Annotated in this window: 23 protein-coding genes; 19 read left to right on the forward strand and 4 right to left on the reverse strand. The window is 76.3% G+C overall.

Annotated elements, in window-relative coordinates:
- Window positions 1-104 precede the first annotated feature (104 nt).
- From ASG41_RS18100 to ASG41_RS18150, 11 genes are all read left to right on the forward strand, one after another.
- On the forward strand, window positions 105-1,259 hold the full coding sequence (locus ASG41_RS18100) for a glutathione-independent formaldehyde dehydrogenase (RefSeq protein ID WP_056298426.1): 1,155 nt from the start codon (window positions 105-107) through the stop codon (window positions 1,257-1,259).
- A gap of 1 nt (window position 1,260) precedes the next feature.
- Window positions 1,261-1,836, forward strand: a complete 576-nt coding sequence (locus tag ASG41_RS18105; protein WP_056299037.1) for a type 1 glutamine amidotransferase domain-containing protein — start codon at window positions 1,261-1,263, stop codon at window positions 1,834-1,836.
- On the forward strand, window positions 1,833-2,315 hold the full coding sequence (locus ASG41_RS18110) for a hypothetical protein (RefSeq protein ID WP_082557093.1): 483 nt from the start codon (window positions 1,833-1,835) through the stop codon (window positions 2,313-2,315). Before ASG41_RS18105 ends, ASG41_RS18110 begins: the two co-directional genes overlap by 4 nt.
- On the forward strand, window positions 2,312-3,487 hold the full coding sequence (locus ASG41_RS18115; RefSeq protein ID WP_056298429.1) for a zinc-dependent alcohol dehydrogenase: 1,176 nt from the start codon (window positions 2,312-2,314) through the stop codon (window positions 3,485-3,487). The genes ASG41_RS18110 and ASG41_RS18115 overlap by 4 nt, the downstream gene beginning before the upstream one ends.
- Window positions 3,488-3,503: 16 nt before the next feature.
- Window positions 3,504-4,178 carry a DUF1345 domain-containing protein gene (locus tag ASG41_RS18120; RefSeq protein WP_200939082.1) on the forward strand — a complete coding sequence of 225 codons (675 nt, stop codon included), beginning with the start codon at window positions 3,504-3,506 and terminating at the stop codon, window positions 4,176-4,178.
- Between the two features lie 101 nt (window positions 4,179-4,279).
- A complete protein-coding gene (locus ASG41_RS24345) occupies window positions 4,280-4,762 on the forward strand; it encodes a hypothetical protein (protein WP_200939084.1) in 483 nt (160 codons plus the stop codon).
- A gap of 134 nt (window positions 4,763-4,896) precedes the next feature.
- Window positions 4,897-5,676, forward strand: a complete 780-nt coding sequence (locus ASG41_RS18130; RefSeq protein WP_200939086.1) for a DUF1731 domain-containing protein — start codon at window positions 4,897-4,899, stop codon at window positions 5,674-5,676.
- A gap of 37 nt (window positions 5,677-5,713) precedes the next feature.
- The gene (locus ASG41_RS18135) at window positions 5,714-6,109 is read left to right on the forward strand and encodes a VOC family protein (protein ID WP_056298435.1); all 396 of its coding nucleotides are present in this window, start codon (window positions 5,714-5,716) and stop codon (window positions 6,107-6,109) included.
- A gap of 167 nt (window positions 6,110-6,276) precedes the next feature.
- Window positions 6,277-6,594, forward strand: a complete 318-nt coding sequence (locus ASG41_RS18140) for a hypothetical protein (RefSeq protein ID WP_157519519.1) — start codon at window positions 6,277-6,279, stop codon at window positions 6,592-6,594.
- Window positions 6,595-6,646: 52 nt separating this feature from the next.
- Window positions 6,647-7,453, forward strand: coding sequence for a DNA-formamidopyrimidine glycosylase family protein (locus ASG41_RS18145; protein ID WP_056298440.1), 807 nt, complete (start codon window positions 6,647-6,649; stop codon window positions 7,451-7,453).
- Window positions 7,454-7,681: 228 nt separating this feature from the next.
- The gene (locus tag ASG41_RS18150) at window positions 7,682-8,455 is read left to right on the forward strand and encodes a TetR/AcrR family transcriptional regulator (protein ID WP_056298443.1); all 774 of its coding nucleotides are present in this window, start codon (window positions 7,682-7,684) and stop codon (window positions 8,453-8,455) included.
- A gap of 39 nt (window positions 8,456-8,494) precedes the next feature.
- Here ASG41_RS18150 and ASG41_RS18155 read toward each other — a convergent pair whose 3' ends face one another.
- Entirely contained in the window at window positions 8,495-8,839 is a 345-nt protein-coding gene (locus tag ASG41_RS18155; RefSeq protein ID WP_056299046.1) for a nuclear transport factor 2 family protein, read from the reverse strand.
- Window positions 8,840-8,920: 81 nt separating this feature from the next.
- Between ASG41_RS18155 and ASG41_RS18160 the strand changes: the two genes are divergently transcribed.
- Window positions 8,921-9,724, forward strand: coding sequence for a MerR family transcriptional regulator (locus ASG41_RS18160; RefSeq protein WP_056298446.1), 804 nt, complete (start codon window positions 8,921-8,923; stop codon window positions 9,722-9,724).
- 28 nt (window positions 9,725-9,752) lie between these two features.
- Entirely contained in the window at window positions 9,753-10,994 is a 1,242-nt protein-coding gene (locus ASG41_RS18165; RefSeq protein ID WP_056298449.1) for an MFS transporter, read from the forward strand.
- Window positions 10,995-10,996: 2 nt separating this feature from the next.
- On the opposite strand, the gene ASG41_RS18170 is transcribed toward ASG41_RS18165, so the two are convergent.
- From ASG41_RS18170 to ASG41_RS18180, 3 genes are read right to left on the reverse strand one after another with little or no spacing between them, the layout of a single operon-like run.
- Window positions 10,997-11,815, reverse strand: coding sequence for an ABC transporter ATP-binding protein (locus ASG41_RS18170; protein WP_056298452.1), 819 nt, complete (start codon window positions 11,813-11,815; stop codon window positions 10,997-10,999).
- Window positions 11,812-12,828, reverse strand: a complete 1,017-nt coding sequence (locus ASG41_RS18175; RefSeq protein ID WP_162245581.1) for an iron ABC transporter permease — start codon at window positions 12,826-12,828, stop codon at window positions 11,812-11,814. Before ASG41_RS18175 ends, ASG41_RS18170 begins: the two co-directional genes overlap by 4 nt.
- A 5-nt stretch (window positions 12,829-12,833) precedes the next feature.
- The gene (locus ASG41_RS18180; RefSeq protein ID WP_082557095.1) at window positions 12,834-13,811 is read right to left on the reverse strand and encodes an iron ABC transporter permease; all 978 of its coding nucleotides are present in this window, start codon (window positions 13,809-13,811) and stop codon (window positions 12,834-12,836) included.
- A 45-nt stretch (window positions 13,812-13,856) separates the two neighbouring features.
- Here ASG41_RS18180 and ASG41_RS18185 point away from each other — a divergent pair, with 45 nt between their 5' ends.
- From ASG41_RS18185 to ASG41_RS18210, 6 genes are all read left to right on the forward strand, one after another.
- Window positions 13,857-14,852 (forward strand): ABC transporter substrate-binding protein, encoded by a 996-nt coding sequence (locus tag ASG41_RS18185; protein ID WP_157519520.1) that lies wholly within the window; start codon window positions 13,857-13,859, stop codon window positions 14,850-14,852.
- A 4-nt stretch (window positions 14,853-14,856) separates the two neighbouring features.
- Window positions 14,857-15,633, forward strand: a complete 777-nt coding sequence (locus ASG41_RS18190) for a SagB family peptide dehydrogenase (protein ID WP_056298465.1) — start codon at window positions 14,857-14,859, stop codon at window positions 15,631-15,633.
- Between the two features lie 85 nt (window positions 15,634-15,718).
- On the forward strand, window positions 15,719-15,856 hold the full coding sequence (gene amiA / locus ASG41_RS18195) for a streptamidine family RiPP (RefSeq protein ID WP_157519521.1): 138 nt from the start codon (window positions 15,719-15,721) through the stop codon (window positions 15,854-15,856).
- Between the two features lie 72 nt (window positions 15,857-15,928).
- Window positions 15,929-16,654 carry a hypothetical protein gene (locus tag ASG41_RS23770; RefSeq protein ID WP_056298472.1) on the forward strand — a complete coding sequence of 242 codons (726 nt, stop codon included), beginning with the start codon at window positions 15,929-15,931 and terminating at the stop codon, window positions 16,652-16,654.
- Entirely contained in the window at window positions 16,651-17,994 is a 1,344-nt protein-coding gene (locus tag ASG41_RS18205; RefSeq protein ID WP_056298476.1) for a CocE/NonD family hydrolase, read from the forward strand. Before ASG41_RS23770 ends, ASG41_RS18205 begins: the two co-directional genes overlap by 4 nt.
- Complete coding sequence (locus ASG41_RS18210) at window positions 17,991-19,340, forward strand: YcaO-like family protein (RefSeq protein WP_056298480.1); 1,350 nt, start codon at window positions 17,991-17,993, stop codon at window positions 19,338-19,340. Before ASG41_RS18205 ends, ASG41_RS18210 begins: the two co-directional genes overlap by 4 nt.
- The last annotated feature ends 30 nt before the right edge of the window (window positions 19,341-19,370 follow it).

A 19,370-nucleotide genomic window follows, 5' to 3' on the forward strand; every position in this document is an offset into this window, starting at 1 on the left:
AGCCCGCCGACGGATCGGCAGGTCTGCCGATGCCGGGGCCACCCGGTCCCCGCTTCGATCGGTGTGGACCCACACCCGGTGGGTCGGTCCCCGGAGGAGGCATCGTGAAGGCAGTGGTCTACGACGGACCGCGGCAGGTGAGCGTCAAGGACGTACCCGACGCCCGGATCGAGCGGGAGACGGACGTGCTGGTGCGGGTCACCTCGGCGAACATCTGCGGCTCGGACCTGCACATGTACGAGGGCCGCACCGACTTCGAGACCGGTCGCTGGTTCGGGCACGAGAACCTGGGCCAGGTCGTGGCAGTCGGCAACGGGGTGGACCAGGTGCGGGTCGGCGACTGGGTCGTCCTGCCGTTCAACATCGCCTGCGGGCACTGCAAGAACTGCGAGCGGCAGCTCACCAACTACTGCCTCACCGCCCAGCCGGAGCCGAGCATGGCCGGTGCCGCCTACGGGTTCGCCGACATGGGCCCCTACGGCGGCGGCCAGGCCGAGCTGCTGCGCGTGCCGTGGGGTGACTTCAACTGCCTGCGGCTGGGGGAGGACGCCGAGGAACGGCAGACCGACTACGTGATGCTCGCCGACATCTTCCCGACCGGCTACCACGCCACCGAGCTGGCGGGCGTGCAGCCCGGCGACCAGACGGTGGTCTACGGCGCCGGTCCGGTCGGGCTGATGGCCGCGCTGTCGGCGACCATCAAGGGCGCGAGCAAGGTCATGGTCGTCGACCGCAACCCCGACCGGCTGCGGCTGGCCGAGTCGATCGGCGCGATCGCCATCGACGACTCGGCGGTCGACCCGGTGCAGGCGGTCCTGGACCAGACCATGGGGCTGGGCGCGGACAACGGCTGCGAGTGCGTCGGCTACCAGGCGCACGAGCCCGACGGGCAGGAGCAGGCGAGCCTGACCATGAACCGGCTCATCGCCTCGGTGCGGTTCACCGGGCGCATCGGGAACGTCGGCGTCTTCGTGCCGCAGGACCCGGGAGCCAGCGACGAGCTGGCCAAGCAGGGCAAGGTCGCCCTCGACTACGGGCTCTTCTGGTTCAAGGGCCAGCACATCGGCAGCGGCCAGGCGCCGGTCAAGAAGTACAACCGGCAGCTGCGCGACCTGATCGCCGCCGGCAAGGCCGAGCCGTCGTTCATCGTCAGCCATGAACTCCCCCTGGACCGGGCACCGGAGGCCTACCAGCACTTCGACGCCCGCGACCAGGGGTGGACGAAGGTCGTGCTGCACCCCGCGATGGCGGGTGCCTGACGTGGCCGGGGAGCTGAGCGGACGCCGGGTCGCCGTCCTGGCGGCCGACGGCGTCGAGCGGGTGGAGCTGGAGGAGCCACGCCGGGCACTCGAGGACGCCGGGGCACGCACCGACGTCCTGTCGATCACGACCGGTGAGATCCAGGCCCGTGACCACGACCTGACCGACGCCGGCACCTTCGGCGTCGACCGGCTCGTGGGTGCCGCCTCGGTCGAGGACTACGACGCCCTGCTGCTGCCCGGGGGCACCGTCAACCCGGACAAGCTGCGGATGGACGCCGACGCGGTGCGCTTCGTCGGGGCCTTCGTCCGGACGGGGAAGCCGGTGGCCTCCATCTGCCACGGCCCCTGGACCCTGGCCGAGGCCGGCGTGGTCGACGGGCGGCGGCTGACCTCGTGGCCCAGCGTGCGCACCGACCTGCGCAATGCCGGCGCCGAGGTGGTGGACGAGGAGGTCGTGACCGACGGCAACCTCACCACCAGCCGGTCACCGGAGGACCTGCCGGCGTTCTGCGCGCGCATCGTGCAGGAGTTCGCGCGGGCCCCGCAGAGCACGGCCGCAGGAGGCCGGTCGTGAGCGCCCTCGGGACGGTGGCGTCCCTGGCGTCCAAGGCGGGCGGCACCGTCGTCCGGCAGGTCCGCTCTGCCCTCGGGCACGACGGGCCGGGCGCGGCGGGGCCCCCGGCGTCCGGGTGGCTGGCCGTCACGGTCTGCCGCGAGCCGGCGGAGGTCGACGCCGCGGCACTGCCGAGGTCGCTGGCCTCGTTCGGCGACGGCATCGAGACGCGGACGCGCCCGGCGCCGGGCGGCAAGGGCACCGAGCTGGCCGCGCGACTGACCCGGCGCCCGGCCGGGCGGTCCCCCGCCCCGGCGCGGCTGGCCGGCAGCGGTGCGCAGGGCGACCTGCGGGCCGCGCTGCGCGAGGCCAAGCAGCTGATCGAGGTGGGCGAGGTCCTCGCCGTGGACCCCACCCCCCACGGCGAGCGGAACGCCACGCCGGCCGGCGAGGCGCTGGAGGGCGCCACCCGACGGGCGCCGAGAGGAGGAGTGCTGTGAAGGCGGTGACCTGGCGCGGCGTGAACGAGATCGGCGTGGAGGACGTCCCCGAGCCGACGATCCTCAACGACCACGACATCATCCTCGAGGTCGGGCTGTCGGTGACCTGCGGCTCTGACCTGCACCTGATGGGCGGCTACATCCCGGCGATGCGGTCCGGCGACGTCCTCGGGCACGAGTTCATGGGCAGGGTCGCCGAGGTCGGCAAGGGGGTGACCAGGCACCGCGTCGGCGACCGCGTGGTGGTCGTGTCCTTCATCAGCTGCGGGCAGTGCTGGTACTGCCGGCAGGGGCTGTTCTCGCTGTGCGACAACGGCAACCCCAACCCGGGGATCACCGAGGCGCTGTGGGGCCAGGCCATCGGCGGCTGCTTCGGGTACTCGCACGCCCTCGGCGGCTACGCGGGCAGCCACGCCCGCTACATCCGGGTGCCCTACGCCGACCAGGGCGCGTTCACGATCCCGGACGGTGTGTCCGACGAGCGGGCGCTGTTCGCCTCGGACGCCGCCCCCACCGGCTGGACCGGTGCGGACCAGGCGGGGGTGCAGCCCGGCGACGGGGTAGCGGTGTGGGGCGCCGGCGGGGTGGGTCAGATGGCTGCCCGCAAGGCGATGCTCATGGGGGCCGAGCGGGTCGTGGTCATCGACCGCATCGACAACAGGCTGGGCATGGTCCGCACCCACATCGGCGCGGACACCCTGGACTACGAGCAGGTGGACGTCCCCGCCGAGCTGCGGGAGATGACCGGTGGCCGCGGACCGGACGTCTGCATCGAGGCCGTGGGGATGGAGGCCCACGGCACCGGCCCGCAGTACCTGTACGACCAGGTCAAGCAGCAGCTGAGGTTGCAGTCGGACCGGCCGACGGCCCTGCGGGAGGCCGTCTACGCCTGCCGCAAGGGGGGCACGGTCTTCGCCCTCGGCGTGTTCGGCGGTCTGGTGGACAAGTTCCCGATGGGCGCGATGATGAACAAGGCGCTCACCCTGCGCGGGGCCCAGCAGCACGGGCACCGCTACGTGCCCGAGATCCTCGACCTGATGAGCCGCGACGAGGTGCGGACCGAGCACCTGGCCACCCACGTCCTGTCCCTGGACGACGGTCCGAAGGGCTACCGGATGTTCAAGGAGAAGGAGGACGGGTGCGTGCGCGCGGTGTTCCGTCCCGGCTCGTGAAGCACGGGGGACTCCCGTGAGCGCCGCCGGCTCGGCGGCCGGGGTCACCACGGATGGGCGCGGGACGATCCTGTCCTGGCGCCGTGTGCTCCTCAGCCTCGCCAGCGGGGTCGTCGCCGGCGGGCTCGTCGTGGTGGCCGGGATCCCCGAGCTGGCGGTCCTCCTCGGGTGGCTGGTGGCCGCCGGCGGGCTGCTCACCTGGGCCTGGCGGATCAGCTGGCCCTGCGACGCCGAGGGCACCCGGCGGCTGGCCGAGGAGGAGGGTCGCACCCGCGCCACCGACACCGCCGTGCTGGCCGCGGCGGTCGTGAGCCTCGCCGCCGTCGTCGAGGGGCTGGTCCGCTCCGGGTCCGGCGACGCCGTCGGGGTCGCGGTCGTCGTCCTGTGCGTGCTCGTGGTGATGGTGTCCTGGGCGCTGGTGACCACCGTCTTCGCCCTCAAGTACGCCCGCCGCTTCTACGCCGACGGGCCCGACGGCGGGATCGACTTCGGGCAGCGCGAACCGCCTGCCTACAGCGACTTCGCCTACCTGGCGTCGACGGTGGGCATGAGCTTCGCCGTCCCGGACACCCAGCTGGAGTCCCGGGTGATCCGCAAGGTCGCGCTCGGCCACGCCCTGCTGTCCTACCTGTTCGGCACCGTGGTCGTCGCCGTGGCGGTCAACCTGGTCACCGACCTCGGCCAGGGGTGACGTGGCAGCGGCGCCGGCCGTGGTCCAGCATCGTGCGCCTGCCCCAGTCCTCGGGGTCCCACCACCGCGCTGCCGTCCGGTCGCACGACCGTCGGCAGATCGTGTCCACCGTCCAGCGGTTGTCCACCGAGCGGGGCTTCGCCGGCACCCCGGTCGTCCGGGTCGCCCGGGAAGCGGGCGTCGCCTCGACGACGGTGTCCACGCACGTCCCGCAGAACGCGCTGGGCACCTCCGGCAACGTCCTGTTCCTGGTCGCGCTCAGCCAGGAGACCGGCCTGGTCGTCGACCTCGTCCAGGAGTCGGAGCTGCAGCTGGACGCGGCGACGGCGTCGCTGCCCCGGTTCGCCGAGGCCGTCACCGACTGGACCGCCGGTCCGATGAGGTGGCGACCCCGTCCGTCCGTCAGCTCGACCGGACGAGGCCTGAGCCTGGGTCCGGACCCTGGCCTGGGAGCACCATGTCCACTGTCCCGCCGACGACACGTCCCGCAGGCCCGCCCGGCGTGCTGCGCGGCGGCGACCACGCCGAGGAGCGCACCCGCAGACGGACGAGCCGGTCGTCGGCGGAGCACACTCGCCCCGTGAAGGTCGTGGTGGCGGGTGGGTCCGGGTCCCTGGGACGTCGGTTGACGGCTGACCTGGCCGCGCGGGGGCACGAGGTCGTGGTCCTGTCCCGGAGCCCGCGGTCCGGCCCCGTGCGGTAGGTGGCGTGGGACGGCGTGACCGTCGGCCCCTGGGCCGTGGAGCTGGCCGGGGCGGCGGTGGTGAACCTGGCCGGCGAGCTGGTGGACCGCCGTCCGACCGCGGCCAACACCGACCTGCTCACCCGGTCGCGTGTGCAGCCGACGCTGGCGTTGCGCGCCGCCGCCGAGCGGCTCGACGAGCCCGTGCCGGTGTGGGTGCAGGCCAGCACGACGGCGATCGTCGGGGATGCCGGCGAGACGCTGGTCGACGAGGACACGCCGCCGGGGGACGGCCCGCGGCAGATGACCGAGGTCGCGCGCCGGTGGGAGGAGGCGGCGGCCGGGGCGAACGCGGTGCGGCAGACGGTGCTGCGCACCAGCGTCGTCCTGGACCGGGACTCCCCGGCGCTGGACCGGCTGGTGTGGCTCACCCGGTGTGGCCTGGGCGGGCGCATCGCCGGCGGGCGGCAGTGGGTCAGCTGGCTGCACGTGGAGGACTGGCTGGCCGTCACCCGCTGGAGCCTGGGCATCGACGAGCCGGCGGCACCGGCACCGGCACCGGAGGGTGTGCTGATCGCGTCGTCGCCGAACCCGGTGCGCAACGCCGAGCTCATGGCGACCCTGCGGTCGGTGCTGCACCGTCCGGCCGCGCCGCCGACGCCTGCAGCCCTGCTGCGCCTGGGGGCGGTGCTGCTGCGCACCGACCCGGCGCTGGCCCTCACCGGGCGACGGGCGGTCTCCCGCCGGCTGGCCGAGGCCGGCTTCGCGTTCGGTCACCCGGAGCTGCGGGGGGCGCTGACCGACCTGCTGCGGTGAGTCGTCCGCCGACGCCCGGACCTGTCACGATCCGACGATGACGGCACGCATCTCCCACGTCAGCATCGACTGCGTCGACGCCCACGCCCTCTCGGAGTGGTGGAAGCAGGTCCTCGGCTTCGTGGACGTCGACGGCGACCCCAACGTGCCCGGCGACGAGGAGTGCACGATCGTCTCGCCGAGCACCGGGGAGCGGCTGCTCTTCCTGGAGGTGCCCGGGTTCGACACCGGCATCCCCAAGCGGGTCCACCTGGACCTGCGCCCGGTCGAGCGCTCCCGCGACGAGGAGCTGGAGGTGCTGCTCGGGCTCGGTGCGACCCAGGTCGCCGACCACCGGGGCATCCACGGTCCGGGCACCGGCTGGGTCGTCCTGGCCGACCCCGAGGGCAACCAGTTCTGCATCCTCCGCGGCGGTCACGAGCCCACCGCCTGAGGGACGCCGACCACCCCCGTCGGGTGAACCCGGCCCGCGACCGGTGTCAGGGCCGCGGCCGGCGGGCACCAGGTCCACGAACGACGCTGGAGCGGTGCCCACACCCGGACGACGGGCGGGACCGCAGGGGTACGACGTGTGACGAGGAGTGAGTGGTGGAGACCTTCGTGGCCTCATCCGTGCTGGAGACGACGGAGGCACACGCCTGGGAGGCCGGTCTCGCCCTGCGGGTCGACGTCCCGCCGGGGATGTCGGTGCGGGAGGACCCGCACGTCCCCGAGGTCTTCTACCTGGAGTCCTCCCTCGCGGCCCCGGACGCCGCGGGCGCGATCGAGCTGGCGGCCCGGGTCGCGGTCGCCGTGGCCGCCGCCGCCGGTGTCCCGATGGTCGTGGACGAGGTCGTCGTCATCGGCGCGTGCGGGGTGACCCGGTGGGCGGCCGACGTGGATGCCGCCGTGGGGTCGGTGGACTCCAGCTCGTCCTGACCGGGCCGGTCGCCGACCCGCCCCGTCGTGCACCCGCATACCGTGGGCCCCGATGCCCGAAGGTGACACGATCTACCGCCTCGCCCGTCGCCTCGGCGTCCTCACCGGGACCGAGGTCACCGGCAGCGACTTCCGGGTCCCCAAGCACGCCACCGCGGACCTGACCGGGGCGCGCGTGCTGGGCACCGTGGCCCGGGCCAAGCACCTGCTGACCCGGCTGGACCTCGCCGGCGACGCGCTCACGCTGCACACGCACCTGCGGATGGACGGCGAGTGGAGCGTCGTGGGCGTGGGCAAGACGCTGCCCCGCCGGATGATGGGCGACGCCCGGCTGGTGCTGAGCACGACCGGTGCCACCGCGATCGCGCTGCGGATGCCGGTGGTGGAGCTGCTGCCCACCAGCGCCGAGGACACCGTCGTCGGGCACCTGGGACCCGACCTGCTCGACGACCGCGTGCCGGTGCCCGAGCTGATCGCCCGGGCCACCGCGAACCTGGAGGCCCAGCCCGAGCGGCCGCTGATCTCGGCCCTGCTCGACCAGCGCGTCGTGGCCGGACTGGGCAACGTGTGGGTCAACGAGCTGTGCTTCCTGCGCGGCCACCTGCCGCTCACCCCGGTCGGTGAGGTGGACGTCGAGCCGCTGGTCCGTCTCGCCGTCCGGGCGATGCGGTTCGCCGTGCAGCCCGGTGGTCCGGGACGGGTGACGACCGGCAACACCCGGCCCGGCCAGCGGTACTACGTCTACGGCCGGACCCGGGAGCCCTGTCGGCGCTGCGGGACGCCGCTGCAGTTCTCCGCCGAGGTCGTCGGCGACCCGGAGAACCGGCACACCTGGTGGTGCCCCAGCTGCCAGACCTGAGCGGTCGCCCCGGCGCGGCACCGGCGTCGCGGCCCTGCCCGGACCGGACAGCGGCTACGGTGGGCTGAGGAACCACGCCGTCCGTCGACGGTCCGGTGCCGCGTGAGCGCGCACGGCGTCCCGCGCCCGCGGTCGCTCCCGACCAGCCAGGGACGTGCCGTGACCGTTCCTGCGCCACACGTGGGCTGCCGGCGGCAGCGACAGCGCGCCCGGGTCCGGGAGCGTGTCGTGCTCGCGGCCAGGCGGCTCTTCCACGAGCAGGGGTTCGCGGCGACCACCGTGGAGCAGGTCGCCCGGGCCGCCGACGTCGCGACCGCCACGGTCTACGCGCACGCCGCCACCAAGGAGGAGCTCTTCTTCCTGGACCGGCTGCCGGCCGTGCTGTCCCCGGAGACCCTGCGCCCGGACCACGACGGGGGCCCGTGGGACGAGGCGCTGGTCGCCCGCCTCGTCGCCGCCCAGGAGTCCGACCTCCGGTCCCTGGTGGACCCCGACTGCCGGCAGGTGGCTCGCGAGATCGAGGCCACGCAGGCACTGCTCCGGCACGAGCGGACGCTCTTCGCCCGGGCCGAGGTGGTGCTGGCCGGCGTCATCGGGGAGCGGACGCCCGCGGTGCCCGCGGCGCTGCTGGCCGCGCTGTTGATGACCACGCTCCGCGTGCAGGGCCACGACGGGCGCCGCCGCCTGCTCGCCGGGACGGCGGGACCGGCCGACGTCGATGCCCTGGTCGCGGACCTGCCCCACCTGCTGTCCACCGCCCTGGCGCTGGGTTCCCAGGACCCGGCGCCAGCCGACCGCGACGACCGGGTCGGTGCGCACGAGCAGCGCCGGGCCGAGCTGCACCAGGAGGTGGGCCGACTGCACGACCGGGCGGCAGCCCTCGCTGCACGCGCCGCGGACGCCTGCCGACGGGCTGCCGAGAACGGGGCCGCCGCCCGGGAGTCCCGGACCCGGGCTCAGGCCGCCCGGGTCGAGCGCCGCAGGCGGTGGCCCGGGCGGTGAGCAGCGCGGGCCGGCGACCGCAGGTGCGGGGTGCCCTCCTCAGGGGGCTGCCGTCTCCCCGGTGACGTGGGCGACGACCGGCTCGATGACCAGCTGGCCGATCAGGCCGTCCCGCAGGGAGAAGCGGTGGACGAGGTCCACGACGCCGCCGGGGAAGTCGCCCTCCAGGTGCTCGGTGACGGTCCAGTGGTCGTCGTCCAGGCGGGCCGAGCCGGTGCGCTCGGTCGTGTAGGTCCACTCCGAGGAGCTGCGCTCCAGCCAGGCGGCCACCTCGGTGCGGCCGGTGTGCGTGCGGCCCTCGTCGGTGACGGAGGCGTCGGGGGTGAACAGGTCGGGGGAGCGGTGGGTGGCGTAGGCCGTGACGACGGCGGGCAGCTCGGTCATGCCGACCACCGTGCGGCCTCCCCCCGGGAGAGGGTCCAGCCGGTGGACCCTCCCGCTGGGGGAGGGGGCAGAGTCCGGCCCGTGCTCAGCATCGGGGAGTTCGCCGGCCTCACCCACCTCAGCGTCCGGACTCTGCGCCGCTACCACGACAGCGGTCTGCTGCAGCCGGCCCAGGTGGACCCGCTGACCGGCTACCGCTCCTACACCGCCGAGCAGATCCCGACCGCGCAGGTCATCCACCACCTGCGGGCCCTGGACCTCCCGCTGGACGACGTCCGGGCGGTGCTCGGAGCCGGGGACCCCGGCACCCGGGCCGAGCTGGTCGCCCGGCACCTGCAGCGGTTGGAGGACCAGCTGGCGCGCACCCGGGCCGCGGCCGCCTCGCTGCAGCGGCTCCTGGCACCGGGGCCGGTGGACGTCGAGCTGCGCGCGGTGCCGCCCACGGAGGTCGCCGCGGTCGCGGCCGTCGTCGCGCTGGACGACGTGCTGGGCTGGTACGCCGGCGCCGTGGCTGAGCTGGACGCCGTCGTGCCGCACCCCGACGGCCCGCCCGGTGGCGCCTACGACGACGAGCTGTTCACCGCCGGACGCGGCCGGGTGCAGGTGCACCTGCCGACGGGGGAGGCGCCCACGCGCGGCCGGGTGCGTCCGGTGCTCCTCCCGGGGGTGGAGCTGGCGGTCCGCACGCACGTCGGGGACCACGACACGATCGACGTCACCTACGGCGAGCTGGGGCGGTGGGTCGCCGACCACGCCCTCGCCGTCGCGGGGCCGGTCCGGGAGACGTACACGGTCGGGCCGCGGGACACCCCGGTGGCGGCCGACTGGCGCACCGAGATCGGCTGGCCGGTCTTCCGACTGACCCCTCCGCCTACACGAGAATGAACATCATTCCCGTGTAGGGTCACCCGCCGTGGCGACCGTCTGGCAGGCCCCCGGCTTCCGCTCCTTCCTCGGGGCCCGGGTGGTCGCCGGCGCCGGCTACGCGATCACCGGGGTGGCCCTGCCGCTGCTGGTCCTGCAGCTGTCCGGCTCGGCCTTCCTGACCGCCGCCGTCTCCGCGCTGGAGGTCGCGCCGTACCTGCTGTTCGGGCTCGTGGCCGGCGCACTGGCCGACCGGGTCGACCGCCGCCGTCTCATGCTGACCTGCCAGGCCGTCGCCGGGCTGGCACTGGCCACCGTGCCGCTGGCCGCCGCGGCCGACGCGCTCACGGTGCCGCACGTCCTGGTCGTCGCGCTCGTCCTGCACTCCGCCTTCGTCTGGTACGACGCCGCCTGCTTCGGCACCCTCCCCGCCCTGGTCGGCCGCGACCGGCTCGCCCCGGCCAACAGCGTCGTGTTCACCACCGCCAGCGTCGTCGAGGTGTCCTTCCCCGCCGTCGCCGGACTGCTCATCGCCACCGTCGGCCCCGCCTACGCACTGGGTGCCGACGTGGTCGCCTACGCCGTCGCCGCAGCCCTGATCGCCTCCATCGCGGTACCGCTGTCACCCGCCCGGGACGACGCCCCGCCGGCCCCCGCGGGTGTCGTGGCCCGCACCGCCGGCGAGATCCGGGAGGGCCTGCGGTTCCTGTGGCACCAGCCGGTGGTGCGCGCACTGACCCTCTTCGGCTTCGGCCAGTCGGTGACCGCCGGGGCGGTGGGCGGGCTGCTCGTCGTCTTCGCGGTCGACGGGCTGGGCCTGGACCCCGGCTCGGGGTGGGTCGGTGCGGTGTTCGTCGCCACCGCCGTCGGCGGGCTGCTGGCCGGGGCCGGGCTCCCGTGGCTGTCCCGCCGGCTGCCGGTCGGCTGGATCAGCATCGGCGCCTACGCCGCCAACGCGGTGCTGGTCGTCGCCCTGGCCCTGGTGCCCGGCACCGCCGCCGCCCTCGTCCTGCTGGTGGCCTGGTCGGCGTCCTCGGTGCTGGCCGTGGTCAACGGGATCACCGCCCGCCAGCAGGTGACCCCCGACGGGCTGCAGAGCCGGGTCAACACCACCGCCCGGATGATCGCCTGGGGCGGGGCCCCCGTCGGCGCGCTGGCCGGCGGCGTGCTCGCCACCGTCACCGACGTCCGGACGGCGTACCTGCTCGCCGCCCTCGGGGTGGCCACCAGCGCCGTCCTGGCGGCCCGCTCCCCGCTGCGGCGCCGCGAGCTGGTCACCGCCGCGGTCTGAGGTCAGGCGTCGTCCCGCCGGTCCCCGGTGGGCACGAACATCGGCCGGCCGGTGACCGGGTCGGGCACCACCACCGCCTCGACGTGGAAGACCTCGCGCAGCAGGCCGGGGGTGAGCACCTGCTCCGGGGTCCCGTCGGCGACGACGGCGCCGCGGTGCAGGGCGACCACCCGGTCGGCGAAGCGGGCGGCCTGGTTGAGGTCGTGCAGCACGACGACGACCGTGGTGCCCCGCTCGTCGCAGCGCCGCCGCACCAGCCGCAGCAGTTCCAGCTGGTGGGCGACGTCGAGGAAGGTGGTCGGCTCGTCCAGCAGCAGCGTCGGGGTGTCCTGGGCCAGGGCGAGGGCGATCCAGGCCCGCTGGCGCTCCCCGCCGGACAGCTCGTCCAGCCGGCGGTCGGCGAGGTGGTCGACACCCGCGGCGGTCATCGCGTCGGCCATCGCCTCGTCGTCGTGACGGCGCAACGCGCCGAACGCACCGACCCAGGGGTGCCGGCCCTGCTCGACCAGCTCGCGCACGCGCAGCCCGCCGGGCCCCTGCGGGTCCTGGGTGAGCAGCGCGACCCGGCGGGCGACCTGCGGCCCGGGCCAGTCGGCGATGTCCCGCCCGTCCAGGACGACTCGGCCGCCCCGGGTGGGCACCACCCGGCCCAGGGTCTGCAGCAGCGTGGACTTCCCGGACCCGTTGGGCCCGACCAGGCAGGTGAGCCGGCCGGGCTCGGGGACCAGGTCCACGCCGTCGAGCACCCGGCGCCGGCCGTAGCCGGCGACCACCCCGTGCGCGGTGGGGACGGCGGCCGGGGGAGGCGGCGGTGCGGTCATCGGCGGGACCTCCGGAGCAGGGCGAGCAGGACGGGTCCGCCGACCACCGCGGTGACCGCGCCGACCGGCAGGCCGGTCACCTGGCTGGCGGCACCGGGCAGCGAGACGGTGGTGCTGTAGGCGACCAGGTCGGCGGCGGAGAGCAGGACGGCACCCAGGACGGCGGCGACCGGCAGAAGCGCGCGGGCATCGGCGCCGACCAGGCGGCGGGCGACGTGCGGGGCGAGCAGCCCGACGAAGGCGACCGCCCCGGTCGCGGACACCGCGGCGGCCGCCAGGGCGACGGCCAGCCCGAGCACGAGCAGTCGGGTGCGGTCGGCGGGCCGGCCCAGCGAGGTCACCAGCGGGTCGTCCAGCTGGAGCAGGTTGACCAGCCCGGCGGACAGCAGCCCCACCGGCACGCCGGCCAGCAGCCACGGCCAGAGTGCTGCCCAGTCGTCCCAGGTGCGGGCGTTGAGGGAACCGACGAGCCAGCGCAGCACGCTGCCCAGGGAGTCCCGGCGCCCCAGCAGCAGCAGGCTGGTCAGCGCCGTGCACAGCGCGGCGACGAGTGCGCCGACCAGGACCAGCCGCCCGGGGGCCGAGCGGTGTCGCCCGGCGACCAGCCACGTCGCCGCGCCGGCGGCGAGACCGCCCAGCAGTGCGGCGACGGTGGGGGCGGGGGACAGGCCGGTGCCCGCGGCCACGGCGAGGGAGGCCACCACGCCCAGTGCGGCCCCGGTGGTCACCCCGACGAGCCCGGGCTCGGCGAGCGGGTTGCGGGTGACCGCCTGCAGCACCGCCCCGGACAGCGCCAACAGGGCCCCGGCGCCCAGCCCGACCAGCGCCCGCGGGAGCCGGAGGTCGACGACGAGCACCCGGTGGAACGCCGAGGTGGGGGAGCCGGTGAGCGCTGCCCACACGTCGTCCGGGGGCAGCGGCAGCCGTCCGACGGCCAGGTGGGCGGTGAGCAGTGCGGCCGCGGCGGCCACCCCGCCGACGACGAGCACGACCACCCGCCCGGGGCGGGCCACCCCGGTCACCACCCCTGCCTCCGCAGCGCCACCAGCAGCAGGGGGACGCCGAGCACGGTGGTGGCGATGCCGACCGGGAGCTCCACCGGGGCCAGCACGGTGCGGGCGAGCAGGTCGGCACCGACCAGCAGCACGGCACCGGCCAGGCCGGCGGCGGGCAGCACGCGGGCGCTGACCGAGGTGCCGCCCAGCCCGCGGACCAGGTGCGGGGACAGCAGCGCCACGAACGCCACCGGCCCGCAGACCGCCACCACCGCCGCGGTCAGCGCGAGGGCCACGGTCACGACGGCGAGCCGCAACCGGGCCGGGCGGACGCCCAGGGCGGCGGCCGCGGGGTCGCCCAGGGCGAGCACGCCCAGCGGTCGGCGCAGCAGCCAGGCGCCGAGTGCGGCGGGCAGCAGCAGCGGTGCGAGCACGAGGACGTCGTCCCAGCCGCGACCGGCGAGGCTGCCCAGCAGGTACCGCAGCAGCAGGTCGACGTCCCCGGCGGTGCCCAGGCTGACCACGGCGACGACCAGGCCGGACAGCACCGCGGACACCGCGGCGCCGACGAGGACGACCCGGGTGGCGTCCCGGGAGGTGCTGGCGGCCAGCAGGACGACGAGTCCGGCGGCGGCTGCGCCGAGCAGGGCGAGCGGCGCGCGCAGCCCCAGCGGGACGGGCAGGGCCAGCACCGTGCTGGTGGCCGCGACGAGGGCGGCGCCGGAGGAGACGCCGAGCAGCTCGGGCCCGGCCAGCGGGTTGCGCAGCCCGTCCTGCAGCAGCGCGCCGGTCAGGCCGAGGGCGGCCCCGCAGAGGGCGCCGAGCAGGACGCGGGGGGCCCGGACCCGGGCGAGCGTCAGCTCCTGCACCGGGTCCGCGACGCCGGTCGCCCAGGCCCGCAGCAGGCCCGGGCCCAGGGCCAGCAGGACCAGGGCGGCCAGCACGACCAGGCCGACGGCCACCAGCCACCGCAGCCCCGGTCTCGCGAGAACGATTGTCATTACCGCTAACCTAGCGCCTCCGCACCCCCGCCCCGAGAGGCCCCCGTGAACCGCACAGCTGCCCGCCCGACGTCCCGCACACCCCGGACGGTGGTCGCCACCGCCCTGGCCGGCCTCCTGCTCGCCGGCTGTTCCACCGACGCCGCCGAGGACACCGCCACCGCCGAGGGGGGCGCGGTGCAGACCCACACCGACGCCTCCGGCACCGAGCTCGAGCTGCCCGGCGAGGTCACCCGGATCGCCTGCCTCACCGCGATCTGCGGCGACGCGCTGGCCGAGCTGGACCTGCAGCCGGTCGCCTACCGGGACCGGCTCGTCGTCGACGACCGCTTCTGGGGCCCCGACACCGACATGGTCGAGATCACCGGCGCCTTCGGCGAGGAGGACCTGGAGGACGTCGCCTCCGCCGAGCCCGACCTCGTCGTCGGCCTGCTCGGGGCGCACGACGGGCTGCGGGCCGGCCTGGAGCCGATCGCGCCGCTGCTGCTGGTGGACCCGCAGAGCTGGCAGGACTCGGTCGAGGTGCTGGAGCTGATGGGTGAGCTGACCGGCCGCCAGGACCGGGCCAGCGCGGCCGCCGAGGCGTTCACCGCGACGCTGGAGGAGGCCCGCGAGGAGGCCGACCGGCGCGCCGACGCCGCCGGTGGGCCGGCCAGCAGCATGGCCGTCTACGGCTCGCCCGACGGTCTGTCCGTCGACAGCGACGCCACCCCGGTCGGTTCGGTGCTCGCCGAGCTGGGGGAGTACCCCTGGTCCGGTGACGTCGCCGGCGGCCACTCGCCCGCCGTCCCGGTGTCGGTGGAGGAGGTGCTGGCCGTCGACCCGGACGTCGTCTTCGCCCAGACCCTGTCCTTCGGCGCGGTCGAGGCGACCCCGCTGTCCCAGGAGCTGGCCGCGGACCCGGTGTGGGCCAGCCTGGGCGCGGTCCGCGACGGCCGGGTCACCGAGGTCGACGCGACCCTCTGGGGCACCGGTCGGGGCACCCGCACCCTGACGCTGGTGCTCGAGGAGGCCCTGGACCTGCTGTACCCGGTGGGCTGACCCGGTGTCGGCCGCTCGGGCGGGGCAGGGTGGTGAGGACCTGGCGCTGGTGCGCCGGGTGCACGCCGAGCTCGGGTCCCGCCCGACCGGCCGGGGCCGGTCGGCGACGCTGCCGCCGGACCCCGTGGCGACGACGGTCGTGCTGCCGCCCGCGCGGCCGCTGCCGCCGGTGACCGTCGAGCAGGCGCTGCTCCGCCGGCGGTCGGCCTACACCTGGGGTCCTGGGCAGATGGCCCTGCCCGACCTGGCGGACCTGCTGCGCTGGTCCCTGGGGGTCCAGCGGGAGGTCCTGCTGCCCGACGGCCGGCGGCACCGCGCGGGCGTGGCGCCCTCGGCCGGCGGGCTGCCCTCGCTGGAGCCGTGGCTCGTCGTCCGCGGGCCGGGCGCGCTGTCCCCGGGCGTGCACCGGGCCGACGTGCGGCACACGGACGGCGGGGGTGGCGGCACGCTGACGCGCACCCGCGCCGGTGACCCCACCGACGCGTTGACGGCGGTGCTGGACCAGCCGCCGTTCGCCACCCGGGCCACCGTCGTGGTGGTGCTGGTGGCCCGGCTGGACCTGACGCTGCCCACGTACGGGCCGCGGCACTACCGCACGCTCCACCTGGACGCCGGCATCGCGCTGCAGAACCTGCAGCTGGTCGCGACCGCGCTGGACCTCCCGGGCTGTCCGGTCTCGGGGTTCTCCGACGAGGGTCTCGCCGCCCTGCTGGCACTGCCGGGGACGGCGTTCCCCGCGGCCCTCTTCGTCTCCGGGAGCCGGGTGCAGACATCCCGATGACACGACGTTGAGAACGATTGTCATTCCTGCTTGGCTGTCGGACGTGTCCCACCCGGGGCACGGCAACCGAGCCGAGGAGTCCACCGTGAACGAGTTCTTCCGCACCGAGAAGGTCCGCACCGCCCCGGCCGCCACCCACTCGGCGACCCACAGCAACGCCCTCGTGGAGAACCCCTTCGAGGAGATCGCCGTCCAGCCCGAGCCGGCCGCCACCGAGCGCTGACCAGCTCGTGACCGCGCCCGCCCGTCCGGCACCGCCGGGCGGGCGGGCGCCCCTCCACCCCCGGGAGACCCGATGACCCCCCGCCTGCGCGAGTCGCCCCTGCTCACCCCGGGCACCGCCCTGCTGCCCCGCGACACGGGCTGGCTGCTGCGGACCGCCGACGGCACCGAGCACACCGTGCTGCTGGACGAGGCGGACACCGGCGCCCTGCTCGACGCGCTCGTCACCGGCACCCTCCCGGCCCTCCCGGCCGCCCGCCGTGCCCTGCAGGCGCTGGTCCTCGCCGGGCACGCCGTCGCCCCGGACGCCGACCCGGCGCCCCGGGTCGCCGTCTCCGGTGCAGGCCCGCTGGCCGCCGCGGTGGTCGACGCGCTGCGCGCCACGGGCGCCGTCCCGGTCGCACCGGGGGAGGCCACCACCGTGGTGCACCTCCTCGACGCCGCCCCCGGCCCGACCGGTCCGCCGGCGGGCGAGCTGGCCTGCTGGGTCGAGGGCCACCGGCTGGTGCTCACCCCCGTCGCGGTCAGCGCGCCGGACACCGCCGCCCGCCACCGCGCCGCGCACCGCCCCGCTGCCCCGACCGAGGACGGCGTGGTCTCCGGCCGCCCGGTGCCCTCCCCGCGGGCCCGCGTCCTGGCGGCTGCCCTCATCGCGACCGAGGCCGTGCGCCGGGCCGAGATCGCGCCCGCCGGACCACGCCCGTTCGACCGGGACGACCACCTGGCGACCGTGCTGGACCTGCTGACCCTGCACGTCACCCGGCACCCGGTCCTGCCGGTGCCGCCCGTCCCCGCGTGAGGGACGGCGCGCACCGGGTCGGTGACCTGGGCACCCGGGTGACGCTGCCCGACAGCGCACCCCGCGCCGTGCTCGTCGTCCGGACGCCGTACGGGGCCGACGCCCACCGGGCCGAGGGAGCCGCCTGGGCGGCCCGGGGTGTCGCCTTCGTCGTGCAGGACGTCCGTGGCCGGCACACCTCGCCGGGGGACTTCGCGCCCTACGCCGGCGAGGGGCCCGACGGCCTCGCGCTGCTGGCCTGGGTGCGCAGCTGGACCGCCGCCCCCGTCGTGCTGCAGGGCTCCTCGTACGGGGCGCACTGCGCCCTGGCGACCCTCGACGCGGCGGCCGGGACGCCCGGCGCGCCCGCCCCGGACGCCGTGGCGCTCGCCGTGCCGGCGCCGGGGCTGGGGGAGACCGCGCGGACGCCGGACGGCGCCTTCCTGCTGCAGTCCCGGTTGGGCTGGTGGACCGAGCACGCGCACACCCCGACACCGTCGCCCGTGCCGGCCGCCCTGCCCGGGCTGTGGCAGCGGCTCCCGGTGACCACCGCAGGCGATCACGCCCCCCGGCCGGTGCCCTCCTGGCGCCGGGTGACGGCTGCCCGGCGCACCGACGACGAGCGGGCCCGGCTGCTGGCCGCCCAGACCTGCCCGCTGCTCGTCGTCGGCGGCACCGCCGACTGGTTCGCCCGCGAGGCCGTACGCACCTGGGCGGACTGGGGCGGCCCGGCCCGGCTGGTGCTGGGCCCCTGGGACCACGGCCTCCGCGGTGCCTCCCGCGCCGCCGTCACCCTGGACTGGCTGGACGCCGTCGGGCACGGCCGGCCGGCCGAGGGGGCCCTGGTCGTCGACGGCCGGGGGGCGCAGCGCGAGCTGGGCAGCTGGCCGGCCGCCGTCCGCGGCACCGTCCTCGCCGGCGGGGTCGTGCACGCCGACGCCCGCCACCCACGCCCGTCCCCGCCGCTGGGCAGCCGCACCCTGGCCCCCGGTCCCCGGGCCGACCAGCTGGTGCTCCCGGTCCCACCGGCCGCGGTCGACCCCGGCGGCGGCCTGACCGGCGACGTCACCGTGACCGTGCGCGCCGACGGCCCCGGCCACTGGTGCGCCTCGCTGGCCCTCCGCGGACCGGGCGGGGCGCTGCAGGAGCTCGCCCACGGTGGCTCCACCGGTCCGCGGGTCCGGCTGGGGCCCGTCGTCGTCCCACCCGCGGACGGCGGCGACCTGGTCCTCGTCGTCTCCCCGCACGACTTCCCGCGCCACGCCCGCGACCTGCAGTCCGGTGCCGACCACCTCACCGGCACCGGGCCCGCCCCGGCCCGCCGCACCGTCCACGCCGTCGAGATGGAGACCCCCGCATGAGCCTGCTGACCGTCGAGGACCTCGTCGACCCCTGGTGCGGCCTGGTCCAGGCCCTGCACCCGGTGGAGCGGCTGCCCGGGATGCCCGCCGCCTACGTCGGGCTCACCGCCCAGGTCGCCGACGCCCGGGTGCACGGCACCTGGCCCAACGACCTGGTGTCGCTGGGCACCACGTTCGGCGACCCCGCCGGTGCGCGGATCGCCGCCATCGGCGAGGCCGTCGAGAGGTACTGCGGCAACCACGTCCCCGACGGCCTCCGCCGGGCGAGCGCCGCCCGGCTGCGGGCCGAGGGGCACCGGCTGCTGGGGCCCGAGGACCTGCCGTTCTTCGCCGACTGGCAGCACGACCAGCCCGAGTTCCCCTTCACCCGGTTCACCGACGACGTCGAGACCAGCTGGGTGACCGGCACCGGCGAGGACGGCCCGGTCCTCGTCCCGGCGTCCTGGGTGCACCTGAACTGGCGCAGCGGACCGCGCCGCGCCGAGCCCTGGCTGCACCCGCTCAACTACGCCGGCATCGCCACCGGCCAGGGCGCCGCCGACGCCACCCGCCGCGGGCTCCTCGAGCTCGTCGAGCGCGACGCGCTGTCCTCCTGGTGGCACCTGCGCCGGCCCGCCGCCGGCATCGACGTGGACAGCGTCCCGGGGCTGCGCGACCACCTCGGGGACACCCGGCTGCAGGTGCACCTGCTGGCCCTGCCCAGCGACCTCGGCGTCCCCGTCGTCGCCGCCGTCGTGCACGACCCCGTCACCGGCATCGCCGCCGGCGGGTTCTCCGCCAAGCTCGACCCCGCCGAGACCGCCACCAAGGCGGTGCTGGAGGCCGTGCACAGCTGGGTCTTCACCCTGGGCATGCTCGACGCCGACGGCTGGGTCTTCCAGGCGATGGACGCCGGCGTCCTGTCGGCGGGGCTGTACTTCCCGCACCGACCCGACCGGGACTACCGGGACCTCACCGGCCCCCGGTGCGAGCGGGTCCGCGACCTGGGCGCCCAGGCCCAGGTCTGGCTGGACCCCCGCGTGCAGGCCGAGCTGCTGCCCCGGTTCACCGCCCCCGCCGAGCGGGTCCCGCTGAGCTCCCTGCCGGTCGGCACCGAGGCGGGGCTGCGGGCCGCGCTGGCCGCCGGGGGGCACGAGGTGGTCGTCTGCGACCTGACCACCCCCGACGTGGCACTCACCCCGCTGCGCGTCGTGCGGGTCTGCGCCCGCGGCCTGATCCCCAACGCCCCGGCCGCCTTCACCTACTTCGGACTGCCCCGCTGGCGTGAGCTGGCCGGCCGGCTCGGGCTGCCCGCGGACCCGAGCGACCCGGACAGCCTCCTGCTGCTGCCCCCGCCCAGCCTCTGAACCACCGCCCGGGGACGCGGGGCGTGGGCC

This window comes from Modestobacter sp. Leaf380 (genome assembly GCF_001424485.1).
Lineage (GTDB): Bacteria > Actinomycetota > Actinomycetes > Mycobacteriales > Geodermatophilaceae > Klenkia.

What these genes read in the sequence shown, in the direction of transcription:
- ASG41_RS18145 (WP_056298440.1), top strand. Translation starts at nt 6,647, where the DNA reads ATGCCCGAAGGTGACACGATCTACCGCCTCGCCCGTCGCCTCGGCGTC.
- ASG41_RS18180 (WP_082557095.1), bottom strand. Translation starts at nt 13,811, where the DNA reads ATGACAATCGTTCTCGCGAGACCGGGGCTGCGGTGGCTGGTGGCCGTC.
- ASG41_RS18155 (WP_056299046.1), bottom strand. Translation starts at nt 8,839, where the DNA reads ATGACCGAGCTGCCCGCCGTCGTCACGGCCTACGCCACCCACCGCTCC.
- ASG41_RS18135 (WP_056298435.1), top strand. Translation starts at nt 5,714, where the DNA reads ATGACGGCACGCATCTCCCACGTCAGCATCGACTGCGTCGACGCCCAC.
- ASG41_RS23770 (WP_056298472.1), top strand. Translation starts at nt 15,929, where the DNA reads ATGACCCCCCGCCTGCGCGAGTCGCCCCTGCTCACCCCGGGCACCGCC.
- ASG41_RS18170 (WP_056298452.1), bottom strand. Translation starts at nt 11,815, where the DNA reads ATGACCGCACCGCCGCCTCCCCCGGCCGCCGTCCCCACCGCGCACGGG.
- ASG41_RS18210 (WP_056298480.1), top strand. Translation starts at nt 17,991, where the DNA reads ATGAGCCTGCTGACCGTCGAGGACCTCGTCGACCCCTGGTGCGGCCTG.